12 protein-coding genes are annotated in these 13080 nt (G+C 54.2%); 5 read left to right on the top strand and 7 right to left on the bottom strand.

What is annotated here, in order from left to right; genetic code table 11:
* The first annotated feature begins 267 nt into the window (after positions 1-267).
* On the top strand, positions 268-612 hold the full coding sequence (locus J4864_RS04655; protein ID WP_211813866.1) for an ISAon1 family transposase N-terminal region protein: 345 nt from the start codon (positions 268-270) through the stop codon (positions 610-612).
* Position 613: 1 nt separating this feature from the next.
* Complete coding sequence (locus tag J4864_RS04650) at positions 614-1597, top strand: ISAon1 family transposase (RefSeq protein WP_449579655.1); 984 nt, start codon at positions 614-616, stop codon at positions 1595-1597.
* Here the strand turns inward: J4864_RS04650 and J4864_RS04645 are convergent.
* Together J4864_RS04645 and J4864_RS04640 are read right to left on the bottom strand one after the other, a co-directional pair.
* Entirely contained in the window at positions 1568-3118 is a 1551-nt protein-coding gene (locus J4864_RS04645) for a hypothetical protein (protein WP_246479368.1), read from the bottom strand. The genes J4864_RS04650 and J4864_RS04645 overlap by 30 nt on opposite strands.
* 35 nt (positions 3119-3153) lie before the next feature.
* Positions 3154-3789: a DUF4294 domain-containing protein gene (locus tag J4864_RS04640; RefSeq protein WP_211813862.1), complete on the bottom strand. Its 636-nt coding sequence runs from the start codon at positions 3787-3789 to the stop codon at positions 3154-3156.
* Between the two features lie 675 nt (positions 3790-4464).
* On the opposite strand from J4864_RS04640, the gene J4864_RS04635 reads away from it, so the two are divergent.
* The gene (locus tag J4864_RS04635; RefSeq protein ID WP_007367561.1) at positions 4465-4833 is read left to right on the top strand and encodes a desulfoferrodoxin family protein; all 369 of its coding nucleotides are present in this window, start codon (positions 4465-4467) and stop codon (positions 4831-4833) included.
* Positions 4834-5211: 378 nt separating this feature from the next.
* On the opposite strand, the gene J4864_RS04630 is transcribed toward J4864_RS04635, so the two are convergent.
* The 5 genes from J4864_RS04630 to J4864_RS04610 all read right to left on the bottom strand — a co-directional run bounded on the left by J4864_RS04630 (position 5212) and on the right by J4864_RS04610 (position 10224).
* Entirely contained in the window at positions 5212-6216 is a 1005-nt protein-coding gene (locus J4864_RS04630) for a M23 family metallopeptidase (RefSeq protein WP_211813861.1), read from the bottom strand.
* A 272-nt stretch (positions 6217-6488) separates the two neighbouring features.
* Entirely contained in the window at positions 6489-8585 is a 2097-nt protein-coding gene (gene recG, locus J4864_RS04625) for an ATP-dependent DNA helicase RecG (protein ID WP_211813860.1), read from the bottom strand.
* Between the two features lie 134 nt (positions 8586-8719).
* The gene (locus J4864_RS11790; RefSeq protein ID WP_246479367.1) at positions 8720-8872 is read right to left on the bottom strand and encodes a hypothetical protein; all 153 of its coding nucleotides are present in this window, start codon (positions 8870-8872) and stop codon (positions 8720-8722) included.
* 11 nt (positions 8873-8883) lie between these two features.
* Positions 8884-9639 (bottom strand): 2-C-methyl-D-erythritol 4-phosphate cytidylyltransferase, encoded by a 756-nt coding sequence (locus J4864_RS04615; RefSeq protein WP_211813859.1) that lies wholly within the window; start codon positions 9637-9639, stop codon positions 8884-8886.
* Between the two features lie 15 nt (positions 9640-9654).
* Positions 9655-10224 carry a DJ-1 family glyoxalase III gene (locus tag J4864_RS04610; protein WP_007367554.1) on the bottom strand — a complete coding sequence of 190 codons (570 nt, stop codon included), beginning with the start codon at positions 10222-10224 and terminating at the stop codon, positions 9655-9657.
* 133 nt (positions 10225-10357) lie between these two features.
* Here J4864_RS04610 and J4864_RS04605 point away from each other — a divergent pair, with 133 nt between their 5' ends.
* Together J4864_RS04605 and J4864_RS04600 are read left to right on the top strand one after the other, a co-directional pair.
* Positions 10358-11248 (top strand): NAD kinase, encoded by an 891-nt coding sequence (locus tag J4864_RS04605; protein WP_211813858.1) that lies wholly within the window; start codon positions 10358-10360, stop codon positions 11246-11248.
* 140 nt (positions 11249-11388) lie between these two features.
* Positions 11389-13068, top strand: coding sequence for an ABC transporter ATP-binding protein (locus J4864_RS04600; RefSeq protein ID WP_211813857.1), 1680 nt, complete (start codon positions 11389-11391; stop codon positions 13066-13068).
* The last annotated feature ends 12 nt before the right edge of the window (positions 13069-13080 follow it).

The following is a 13080-nucleotide window of genomic DNA, read 5'->3' as shown; positions in this document are numbered from 1 at the left end:
TTTCCTTTCATTTGGAAAAGATTTCTTAGTTAAACATACTGATAACGCCGGTGCTCGCTGAGAGTACCGGCGTTTTTCTTATCTTATCCGTTCTATCGTATATCCGTTGTCCGTGTCTTCCATGAGGCTGTGATACTCGATTTTTTCTATAAGCCCCTTTGTATCAACATGGACTTCCATGGAATTCTTTGGGGTCAGTCCTAAAACCCAGTTGCAAGTCTATCCGCTTAAGCACACAATCTCATAAGTATTTATTACCTTTGCATCATGAAGAGTCACCAATTATTACGTTGCATCTTTCCAGATGTACTTGCCGACTACTTTGATGTTGTCGATATTCAAGAGAGTGTTTCCCAGTTTGACTTTTGGCTTGACGAGCGTAACTTCATGGAAAAGTCAGACCATAAGTTAGGCACTGTAAGCAGTTATGGTTTTACCAGCGAGCGTGTTATTCAGGACTTTCCCCTTCGTGGCAAAGCAGTTTACCTCCATGTTCGCCGTCGCAAGTGGCGTGACAGTTCCAACGGAGAGATATTTACTTATTCATATGATGATTTGACGGCCGAGGGCAGTAAACTATCCCCCGAGTTCGTTTCTTTTTTAAAAGAATAGAATTGAGTCCACTGCAGAGAGCATCGCAAGCATTGGTGCGCACTATGGCGTAAATGGCAAGCTGTTATCCACACAGTACAAGGAACATTTCAGTGATTATCGTAGCTGGAATCAGTTGGATCATGCTCAAGACTGGCTATTGTTTGAAGATAACATAGGAGAGAGTCTAAGTATCGATGAGACCTGTCTAAGCAGTGGCGAGGTTTATACTTTTCTGACCAACAAGGCGGGAAAGGGCAGAAAAGGGACTTTAGTGGCTGTGGTTAAAGGGACCAAGGCTGAGGACGTCATCCAGGTTCTCAAGAAGATAAACCTTTCTAAACGGAAGACTGTCAAGGAGATAACACTCGATTTGTCATCTTCGATGATGCGCATAGCCCGCTCTGTTTTTCCCAAAGCACTTATTACCAATGACAGATTTCATGTGCAGAAACTATATTATGATGCTCTGGATGACATGCGTATCGCTTACCGATGGATGGCAAGAGATAAAGAGAATGAGGAGATAAAAGAAGCTAAAAGTAAGGGAAAGGAATATATACCATTTAGATACAGCAATGGTGACACGCGCAAGCAGTTGCTCGCCAGAGCAAAGTTCATATTGACCAAGCACAAGACCAAGTGGACTGAAACACAGAAAGGTAGGGCACAGATCATCTTTGAACATTATCCGACACTGAAAAAGGCATATGATTTGGCTATGAAACTTACCGACATTTATAACATCAAGAGCATCAAGGATGCTGCAAGGCTGAAGCTGGCAAAATGGTTTAATGAGGTTGAAGAGCTGGGAGTGGACAATTTCTACACAGTGATTGACACGTTTGAAAATCATTATCAAACCATACTCAATTTCTTTGTAAACAGAGCTACGAATGCAAATGCCGAGTCATTCAATGCTAAGGTTAAGGCATTCAGGGCACAGTTCAGAGGAGTTACAGATATTCCTTTCTTTTTATATAGGCTTATGAAATTGTGTGTTTAAGCGGGTAGGCTTGCAACTGGGTTTTAGGACTGACCCATTCTTTGTCGGATAGAATCTGTCTTCTTCTGACCGGAGGGAAATCACGGTCCCCTGTCCGGTGTGCGCAATATGGTAATTCACCACACCTTCAAATCTGTCGAAAAAGTATTCTCCTGATGTCTGCCCTGCTGAAAAGCGGTTGTTGAAGGTGGTCATCATCTGCAGTTCAGGCATGGAAGGATAGAAATCCCATAGATCAACTCCGTTTACGATATAGAATGTCATCACCATGGCCACCTCTTCTGCGGTATCGCCCGACTCTCTCCGGTGTACTTTCTTCCATGCCGGAGCCTGGCGCATCAACATTTTCATCAGCTCTTTCGCAAACCGTTCCTTGTCCTTCAGTTCTATGCCCGTATCGTTCGATGCCGGTTTATACACGATGACGAAGTGATTGCGGCGCAGCAGCTGACGGAATTCTCCTATCGGAATCCTGAATCCATGGAACTCCAGGTCTTCCTTGCTGGAGGAGAGAACGGTATCGGCAATCAACTCCAGACGGCAGAGACTGTCAGTTGACAGCAGCGGCACAAGCCGGAACATATGGTCAAGACAGTTCTCTTCATACGGTTTCGGCCATGTGACCCGATAGGTCAGCGTGTCGCCGGCAACATACTGCGGGCGGAACAGGGGGGCGGGTTCCGGCACGTGGGCGGCACCAGCCTTCAGACGGTCGTAAAGGCGGCTGCGCTTCGCATCCGCCGGATTGCAGACGAGCAGCAGGCTTCCGTCGTAATGTTCTTCGGGGATGGGACGCGGGATGGCAACAGGCTCGTCATCCACGAAGATGGCCGCCACGTCGCTTATTCTGCGGTGACTGAGCAGGGCGAAGGCATCCCTTGACGTCCGGTTCATATTCAGGGAGAACAGCCAGGGATTGTCATCGCTGTTTTTCCGGGCATCCTCCGACCAGACATCCGTGTACTGGACAGAGGGGATGGCATAGGGGCTTTTCATGTCAGCTATATAAAGATACAGCTGTGTGTTGCTGAGGCCGTCCAGCTGGAAAAAGTACCGGTAGCGCGAAGCGTCATAGAAGCCTTTCTCACGGGCAAGTGCCAGCAGAGCTTCCACCTTCGCCGAGTCGGTTCTGTTGACGATGAAAACCGTAGAAACCCCTTTGTCCTTTCCCTCCGTGTCGTAGGCAGCGGAGTCCACGACAACGGAATCCATGTCGTCCTCCCAGGAAGCCGTATCTTCCGCGTCACTTTCCTCATCATCCGACGGAGACGGCGGACAGGTGGGGTGTGTCGGGCCGGCCGGATCGGAACCGGGAATATACAGTTCATGCGTAAGAAGCTCCATGAGCGGTGTCTCCGTGATTTTTCCCTGCACCGGCAGCAGCTTCTCGCTGACCGCTGAAATGACTTCAGGGAGATCAGCCGGAACCGGATAGACGGACACGTGTGCTGGTTTCACGCCTTGTGCCCGTACGGTCTGCAGGCAGCAGGCAAGCAGTAGTAAGAGGAATGTTCGTTTCATAAGGATTCTGGTTTAGGTGTATGCGACGGTCCCCCTCACAGCTGTCCAGCCTCGACCTGCAGGACGATGCGTTCTACCAGCCTGTCGGCACCCTTGGGGTCGTACCGCTTCTTCAGACTGCTGCCGAAAGCCCAGGCGAAAGCCTGGTAGAAACCGGCGCGGACCGGACCGAGGAAGGCCTGGACAAGTTCGTAGGAGGTGGAGTTGCATTCCCGGTCAATGAGTTTGATGAGGAGCTTTCCCTGCGAGAAGCTCAGCTTCTTCATACGGGGTTTATAGGTGTTCCATATCTCTTTCTCCACCCGCTTCATGTGCTCGGACCGTTCTTTTTTCGACGGGATGGTCTCAAGATAGGCTCCGGTCTCCAGGATGATCTGATGGCACTCCTTGGCTATCGGCAGCACTTTCTTGATGTTGTAGACCAGCCTGTAATAAGCCATCTCCTGCGATTTGTTCTTGAACTCCAGCGGGGGGAAGACATAGACATTGCTCGTCCGCACATACTGAATACTGTCTGTCCCCACTTTCGCCTTGCCGATGTGGACCATGGGCACGAACGTGGGAGAATCCATATCCACCGTCCGGTCCTCGGGATTGATATGGTCCTGCGCAACTGCCCCCATCGTGAAAAACGGCAACACCGCAAATGTGAAAAGTATCCGTCTGTTCATATCTGTTGGCAAAGGTACAAATTTTAGGATAAAAGCAGTTTTATATTCTGAAATATTGCAGACGGATAAAACTTGAACGGTATAGATTTCTATGCGCAGTCCCCCTCCGCCCGACAAACCCTCGTTGTTCCAGGAAAAATGTCCTCATTCATCAGATCCGATCGTCTGGCTTTGGCTTGTGCAATATTTCTTCGACGGCAGGCGGTTCCCGTGCCGACGGCATGTTGTATGCGTGTGTGCGTTCAGCACGGCGGGTGTCCACCGCCGGCACGGTCGGTGTCGGGCACCATCGCATCGACAGAAGGCGGATAGACGGATTCTTTCCTGTTCCGGTCACACATATTGCAAAGGGCTGTTGGCGGTCTTGGATGTAAGATGCTGGCCGGACAGTGGTAATGCCGGGAAAGCCGGCTCTGTCCCTTTGTCCTCGGGTCAGGGACGGCTGCGGACATTCGTCCGGCCTGTTCTCCTCCCGACGTGTTCCTGTCATCCGGGACGGGCGCTCTGTCCCGGACGTGTGCGCCGGCAGCAGTTTCTCCGTCTGCCGGATAGAAGCGGGGCAGGACTCATCCGATCCTTAAACAATGTAAAAACTGTAATAATTTCAAGTTCTGGGCTTGCTTCTTTCAGAAAAACCCCTTACCTTTGCACCCGGACATTAAGAAATAATTTATTATGGTAAAAAGAAACGAATTATATAAGTGTGCAGAGAGTGGCAGCATCGTTGAAGTTCTTGCAGGCGGTGAGTGTGGGTTGGACGGCATGAAGCAGCTGAAGGAGAATACCACAGATGCAGCTACCGAGAAGCATGTGCCGGTCGTTGAGAAGATTGACGGCGGCTACCGTGTCACAGTCGGCGAGGTGGAGCATCCCATGACGGAGGCGCATTCCATTCTCTGGATAGAGCTGATTACCGATAAGAACGAAGTGCTCCGCAAGTATCTGGAGCCGACAGACCGGCCGGTAGCAGAGTTCAGGACCGATGCCACAGAGGTCTATGCACGTGAGTACTGCAACCTCCATGGGCTGTGGCGTTCGAAATAAACGCGGGTATTTAAACTGACATAGAGTACAGGGTACACGGGTTCTCCTTGCAGGAGTGCTTGTGTACCCTTTTTCTATGGTTCTTTCTTTAGGGCAGAGCGGGGGGCAGTCCCGGAGACAGGAGGACTGCGGAAGAGGGAAACGTCCTGGCCGTTGTCAACGGCGTCAAGGTCGTCTGCTGTCCGCACTTCTGCCGTTTCTGCGAGGAAGTCCGGCCGTCCTCCTGTCTGTCTGCTGGTATGGGACGGTCTTGCCGGTGAAGGGTTCTCGTCTCCGTGCATCAGGAGCGTTCCTGCTGTCGTCCGTGTGGAGCGGAAAGCAGACAGCTCCGACAGGTTGATGCCTGCCGGAGCTGTCCGTATTCATGTTCTGTCTTGTTTACTTGCCGATGGCAAGCAGCTGTCCTCCCACCACCTTGGTGAATTTCCCCAGGTGGTTCTGTCGGCAGAGCTGCTCGAGGCTGATGCCGTGCTGCCGTGCGATCGTCTCCAGTGTCTCGCCGTTGACCACCTTGTGGTAAGTGATCTGGCTGCCCTCTGCTGCGGCCTCTGTCCGTGGCGTGTGGCTGGAGAAATCGGTGTTGTAGGTCTTTTCCTGCCGTTGGCTGTAGCTGCGGTTGCTCCTTCCCTGGATGTTCTCACGGGAATAACCGAGGCTTGACGAGGTACCGCGCGCTGCTGTCGCCCGGTCAGACTCCTGTGCCACGGTGCTGCGGCGGAACACATAGTAGTCGCCGGTAACGTCCTGATGGGCGAAGTCGAAGAACAGTGCCGGGTTCAGGGCGACACCTGCCAGACGTGTCTCGAAGTGGAGGTGCGAACCGGTGGAACGTCCCGTGTTGCCGCCCAGACCGATGGGCTGGCCTGCACGTACCGTCTGGTTGGGTGAGACAATCTGCTTGGAGAGGTGTCCGTAGATGGTCTCGAGTCCGTTGTTGTGGCGGATGACGATGTACTTTCCGTATCCGTTGGCATCGTATTTCACGACGCGTACCTTGCCTGAGAAGGCTGCCCGGATGGTATCGCCGATATAGACCTTGATGTCCAGTCCCTGGTGGCGGCGGCCCCAGCGGCGGCCGAAGTTACTTGTGATGACACGGCTCGGCGTCGGCATGTGGAAGCCGCGGAGGTCTATCTTGTACACGTCCGGGAGGTTGCCCCCGCGGTGTGCGTAGTTGTTGTTCCAGTCGTTATAGAGTTCGGATGCGGGTTCTTCGATTTCTTCCGCCTCACGCAGTCGGGTGATGACCATGGTGTCGAGTGCTTTGGCACGGCGGTCGATAGGAGCCTGGCGTGCGAGCAGGTCTTGTGCGTTGGCAGAATGGGATGTCAAGGTTAAAAGAGATGTAAGTGCAAAAGTTCTAACTATCTTTCTGAAAGTCATAATCAAGTTGTTTTATTTCTAAACTCAGATGCCATGCCGGCACGGGACCGTTTTTCATGTCCCTTTCGATTGGTGGAGGGTTGTTTGCCGGAAAAATGGCATACAACTTTGAACCAAAAGACTTTGCAAAGATAATGAAAAAATATAGGGAAAGTTGCTGCTTAACAGTTTTTATAGGCTGTTTAACAAAACGGCTCACTTCTTCCTGCCCGCAGATGATTTATGTCAAGCCTTTAAACCATAGTCTCCCGGCGGTTTTCTGGTAATTTCCGCTATGAGATGGAAGCCCAGTCAATATTAGTCTTTCTTAACGTTTTGAGCCTGTTCCAAAGCAGACTGTATTCACTTTTCCGGCAGTCGGGGTCGTCATCGATGATCTTCTGCGCCTCCTCACGCGCCATCTGTACGATCTGTCCGTCGCGTGCGATGTCGGCGATCTTTAGGTCGAAGGCGATGCCGCTCTGCTGTGTCCCTTCCAGATCGCCGGGTCCGCGCAGCTTGAGGTCGGCTTCTGCAATTTCGAAGCCGTCGTTTGTCTCGCACATGATGTCGATGCGCCTGCTGGTCTCCTTCGTCAGCCTGTGGCTTGTCACGAGGATGCAGTAACTCTGGTCGGCCCCGCGTCCGACGCGTCCGCGCAGCTGGTGGAGCTGGGAGAGACCGAACCGCTGTGCGTCGAGGATGACCATCACGCTGGCGTTGGGTACGTTCACGCCCACTTCTATCACTGTCGTGGCAACGAGAATCTGGGTCTGTCCGCTGACGAACTTCTGCATCTCCGCTTCTTTCTCCTTGTCCTTCATCTTTCCGTGTACCTTGCTGAGCCGGAACTCGGGGAAGATGTCGCACAGGGCCGCAAAGCCGTCTTCGAGGTTCTTGAGATCCATCCGCTCGCTCTCCTTGATGAGCGGATAGACGATGTACACCTGCCGTCCGAGGTGTATCTGCTGTCGGATGCCGTTGTAGAGGCTCGGCATCTGGTCGTCGTACTTGTGGAGGGTCTGTATCGGTTTGCGTCCCGGCGGCAGTTCGTCGATGACGGAGACGTCGAGGTCGCCGTAGATGGTCATGGCGAGCGTCCGGGGGATGGGCGTGGCCGTCATGACGAGGATGTGCGGAGGATTCTCGCTTTTGCCCCAGAGCCTGGCACGCTGTGCCACGCCGAAGCGGTGCTGTTCGTCGACGACGGCCATGCCGAGGCGGTGGAACTGCACTTTGTCTTCGAGGAGGGCGTGTGTGCCGACGACGATGTGGATGGAGCCGTCCATCAGTCCGTCGAGTACCTCCCGGCGTCTCTTTCCTTTTATGATGCCTGTCAGCAGTTCTATGCGCAGGTTCATCCCTTTCAGGAAGTCCCTGAGGGTCTGGAGGTGCTGTTCGGCAAGGATTTCCGTAGGTGCCATCATGCACGCCTGGTAACCGTTGTCGATGGCGATGAGCATGGACATCAGGGCGACGAGTGTCTTGCCCGAACCCACATCGCCCTGCAGCAGGCGGTTCATCTGCCGTCCGCCGGCCATGTCGGCACGTATCTCGTGCATCACCCGTTTCTGTGCTCCGGTGAGTTCAAAGGGCAGGTTGTGGGTATAGAACCAGTTGAACTGTGCTCCGATGCGGTTGAAGATGTACCCCCGGTACTTGCGCCGGTGGTCGCTGGCATAGCGGAGGATGTTGAGCTGCACGTAGAAAAGCTCCTCGAACTTCAGGCGGACACGGGCACGCTGGGTGTCGTCGACTGACCTGGGATAATGGATCTTACGCAGGGCAGCATCCCGGGAAATGAGGTGCAGGTGGCTCGTGATGAAGGGCGGCAGCGTCTCCTCCAGAGGCTCGCTGAGCTTGCCGATGAGTGTCTTCGTCAGCTTCTCCACGGCCCGGGAGGTAATTCCGGCCTTTTTCATCTTCTCGGTCGTGATGTAAAAAGGCTGCATCCCCATGTCGTTGAGCTGCAGCTGGGCGGCATCGTCGATATCGGGATGGGAGAACTGGAATCTGCCGTTGAAGACGCCTGGCTTTCCGAAAACGACATACTCCCTGTTGAGCTGGTAGTTCTGATAGACGTACTTCGTTCCGTTGAACCATACGAGGTCGCAGATACCGTGTCCGTCCGTGAAGTGGGCGATGACCCGTTTCCTGCGCTTCCCCGTCTCAGTCTCCTCGAAGCGGATGATCCTGCCTTTTATCTGTACGAAGGGCATGTCCGGCGAAAGCTCTGAAATGAGATATACTTTCGTGCGGTCGACGTATTTGTAGGGGAAGTATTCCAACAGGTCACGGTAGGTACGGATGCCAAGCTCCCTGCTCAGAATTTCTTTCTTTCTCGGGCCTACGCCCTGCAGATACATGATGTCTTGCGATAGTATGTCCATTTCTAATTTAGGATCCGAAGGCCATCATTCATATTATTGTGGGTATATGGCAAAGGTTGTCTTGAAGTCTATGCCTTCGGATGATGCGGTGTGAATGGGACTGCCTTGCCTCTCCCTCTTTCCCATTTGGGAATTTATCTGTCTGCTTCGGATTCTTTCCATGGAGAGAAACATTTTTCTTCACGAAAAGATGCTCCGTCTGCCATGGAGATAATCTCCGGGAGGGCTTTTCCAAGCTTTGCAGCCGTGCATTCTGCATCTCTTTGGCGCATGGGTCTTTCACTCATAGGCTTCTGCTTTAAGCCTCTGCCGGCTTGTTGTTCTCATCCGGTAAACATTGCTTCAAGCATCGGTCATAATGCCTTCGAAAAGAAAACGATGTGTTGAGAGCTAAGAGCGTCTTTGCCACCTGCAGGTCGAACGGGGTGGTGATCTTGATGTTCTCACGGTTGCCTTCGACCATGGTGACGGGATGTCCGAGGCTCTCGACGACGCTGGCATCATCCGTAAATGCCGGATTCTCGTCCTGCCTGTATGCCCTCTTGGCAAGCTGGATGTCGAACACCTGCGGTGTCTGCACCGTTCTGTAGTCGCCGCGCTGCACGTTTCTTCCTCCCGGTGCGTCGCCGGTATAGCGCAGGGTGTCGGTCACAGGGAGTACGGGAATCGCCGCATTCGTCTTCTCTGCCGTGTCGAAACAGCGGGCGATTGTCTCTGTGGAGACGAACGGGCGTACCCCGTCGTGGATGGCGACGAGCCCTACCGCATTGTCGGGAATCGCCGACAGTCCGTTTCTGCACGACTGGAAGCGGCTTGCACCGCCGTCAGCCAGCCGGTATTCCTCACCGAAGTGATATTCCCCGCACAGCTTCTGCCAGTAGGCCTGCTGCTCTTTCGGCAGGACGAGGACGATGTTCATGTCCTTGTCGTAGGCGCGGAAGCGGCTGATGGTGTGCATCAGGACAGGCTTCCCGCCGACGGGCAGGAACTGCTTGGGGATGTCAGCCCCCATCCGCAGCCCCTTTCCGCCGGCGACGATGATGACGTATTTCATGCTGTCCGTTGTCTTTCAGTGCAGGGCGGTCAGTTCGTCGAGCAGCATTCCCTTCTTTATCTCGTCGGCCTTCTCGGGTGATGTGAGCTGCTCGAGCAGTCTGAGACCATAGAGGAAAGAAGCGGCAGGTCCTTTCCCGGTCGTTATGTTTCCGTCGACGGTACACAGCTCGTTCGTGTATTCTGCCCCTGTGAGGAATTTGTCGAAACCCGGATAGCAGGTCGCGCGTCTGCCTTTGAGGATGTCCAGAACCCCCAGCACCATCGGGCCGGCGCAGATGGCTCCTATACGCTTTCCGTCTTCATACTGGCGGAGGAGCATCTTCCCAACCCGGGAGTCGTCTTTCAGGTTCTTTGCCCCCGGCATGCCGCCCGGTATCAGCAGCAGGTCGGCGTCGTCGGCATTGCCCAATTCCTCTATGAGGAGGTCGGCCTTGACCGGTACGCCGTGTGACGACTCCACAAGACGGCTGCCCGTGATGCTGACCGTCTTCACTTCTACGCCGCCGCGGCGCAGGATGTCTACCGGCGCCAACGCCTCTACCTCTTCGAAGCCGTTGGCGAGAAACTCGTACACTTTACCCATATTTGTTTTGTTTTTAAGTAATAAATCCAATTAAAATATTTACTTTTGCAGATGCAAGTATGCTGCAAATGTACTAAATATCTATGGTTTTGTAGAGTTTGTCAGGCTAAAAGAATTTAAAAAGATACGTTTTATGATAAAAAGGAGACTTCGTTTTGCGCTTTTCGGGAATGCGTCCAAGGTCCTGGAGTCTGTCCGGATATGGGGTATGTTAGAATATCTGGTCCGTCACGATGCGGAGATCTATCTGGACCAGAGCCTCTACCTCGGGCTGCGGCAGAAGCTGGAGGGTGCTGTCGCCATAGCCGGCGTGTTCGAGGGGGGGAACTTCGATGTCGACTACGTCATCTCGCTGGGCGGCGACGGTACGTTCCTGAAGGCGGCGGGCAGGGTAGGTGCGAAGCAGATACCGATCATCGGCGTGAACATGGGGCGGCTCGGCTTTCTTGCGAATGTGACTCCAGATGAGATCCGGGCTACACTCGACGAGGTTTTTGAGGGCCAGCCGGAGATGGAAGAGCGTGCGGTGATCCAGCTCGAGGCTGACGGCGGGCCGTTGGAAGGCTGTCCCTATGCGCTGAACGACATTGCCATTCTGAAACGTGACAATGCGGCGATGATCTCCATCCGGGCAAGTGTCAACGGTGAATACCTCGTCACCTATCTTGCCGACGGACTGGTCATCAGTACGCCGACAGGATCGACAGCCTATTCCCTCTCGATCGGCGGTCCGATCATCGTTCCCCAGTCGGGTATTCTGAGCGTGACACCCGTCGCGCCGCACAGTCTGAACATCCGCCCGATCGTCATCAGCGACGACAGTGAAATCCGGCTGGAAGTGGAAAGCCGGAGCCATAACTTCCTGGCGGCTGTGGACGGCAGGTCGGAGAAGCTGCGGGAGGGAGTGACGCTGACCATCAGGAAAGCTCCGCATAAAGTCCGGATTGTCAAGCGAAGCGGACAGCGTTTCTTCTCCACCTTGCGTGAGAAACTGATGTGGGGAGCGGATGCCCGCAGGCTCTAAGACGGGGAAGAAGGCTGCCGGTCTGTGCGAGGACAGCAATTCCGTCTCCCCTTCTCCGGATGCTGTGGCAAGCCTTTCCGCCTCTCTCCGGACGCTGCGCAAACCTCTCCACCCTTGAATACAAAGACAAGCAGAAAACAATGATGAACAGGATAAAAAGACTCTTGCAGGTTCCTGACACGCACTATACGGCCAGGGAAATATTCCGCTGGCTGTGGATCGCCTGGCGCGGAAACCGTAAGCAGGCGGTGCTGAACGCAGTGATAGGCATCCTCGGTGTGGGTGTCTCGCTGGCTGCCGTAGGGGCTGTCCAGCACGCCATCGACGTGGCGTCTCATGTCATCGACGGCAGTATCTATGTGGCAGTGTCCGTCATGGGAGTTTTGATTCTCTGCGACTTCGCCTTGAACATTGCTTCCGTATGGGTGCGGAACCTGCTGGGCATCAAGGCGCAGAACCGTATGCAGCAGCGTATGCTCGACCGTATCCTGCGCTCGGAATGGCATGGGAAGGAGCGTCACCACAGTGGCGATGTGCTGAACCGGCTGGAGTTTGATGTCGCCAATGTGGTGAACTTCCTCACTGAGACCATACCGAGTTCGATCTCTACGCTGGCGATGTTCCTCGGCGCGTTTCTCTATCTGATGTCGATGGACTGGCGGCTGGCGATTCTCATCGTCGTCATGATACCGCTGTTTGTCCTGGTCAGCAAGGTTTATGTGCGCCAGATGAGGCGGCTGACACGAGAAGTGCGCGACTCTGATTCGAAGGTCCAGAGCGTTCTCCAGGAGACCATCCAGCACCGGATGCTCATCAAGACGCTCGAGAGCGACGAGATGATCGTGGGCAGGCTGGAGGGGACACAGCGCGAACTCCGCAGCAGGGTGGTGCGCCGGACGAAGTTCTCGGTCTTCTCCAACCTCGTCCTGAACTTCGGATTCGCTTTCGGCTATCTTGTCGCCTTCACGTGGGCTGCCATCCGTATGTCGCTCCACTCGCTGACGTTCGGCGGCATGACGGCCTTCCTGCAGCTGGTGAACAAGATACAGAGTCCTGCCCGCCAGCTTACGAAGCTGGTGCCCGCTTTCGTGTCCGTGTTTACTGCCGCCGAACGGTTGATGGAGCTGGAAGAAGATCCTTTGGAGGAACAGGGAGAGCCGATAGAGTTGGACGGACCGTGCGGAATCCGTCTGAGGCACGTGGATTACCGCTATGACGACGGCGACCGGGAGATACTGAAAGACCTCAGCTTCAATTTCTATCCCGGTTCCTGCACAGCCATTCTCGGCGAGACGGGTGCAGGAAAAACCACACTTGTGCGTATGCTTCTCGCCTTGCTGAAGCCGAAGAAAGGGTCGGTGGAAATCTACAACGGACAGGAACGCATGGAGCTGACACCGCTCATGCGTACCAACTTCGTCTATGTGCCGCAGGGCAACACGCTCCTCAGCGGTACGATCCGTGAGAACCTGCTGCTTGGGAAAGTGGATGCCACGGAAGAAGAGATGGTCGCCGTGCTCGAGAAGAGCTGTGCCGACTTCGTCTTCCATCTCCCCTTAGGGCTCGACACGCTCTGCTCGGAGCTGGGAGGCGGCCTCAGCGAAGGACAGGCACAGCGCATTGCCATTGCCCGTTCGCTGCTGCGTGACCGCAGTGTCATGATCTTTGACGAGGCTACATCGGCCCTTGATCCGCAGACAGAACGCCAGCTCTTGCAGAACATACTCTCCCGGCACGACCGGACGGTGATCTTCATCACCCACCGTCCGGCGGTCGTAGATTACTGTGACCAGACGCTGACAATAGAAAAAATACAATAAGCCGTTTGCTGT

The sequence above is a fragment of the Prevotella multiformis genome (assembly GCF_018127985.1).
GTDB lineage: Bacteria > Bacteroidota > Bacteroidia > Bacteroidales > Bacteroidaceae > Prevotella > Prevotella multiformis.
The sequence above is the reverse complement of the archived record's forward strand: the minus strand, read 5'-3'. Positions and strand labels throughout refer to the sequence as shown.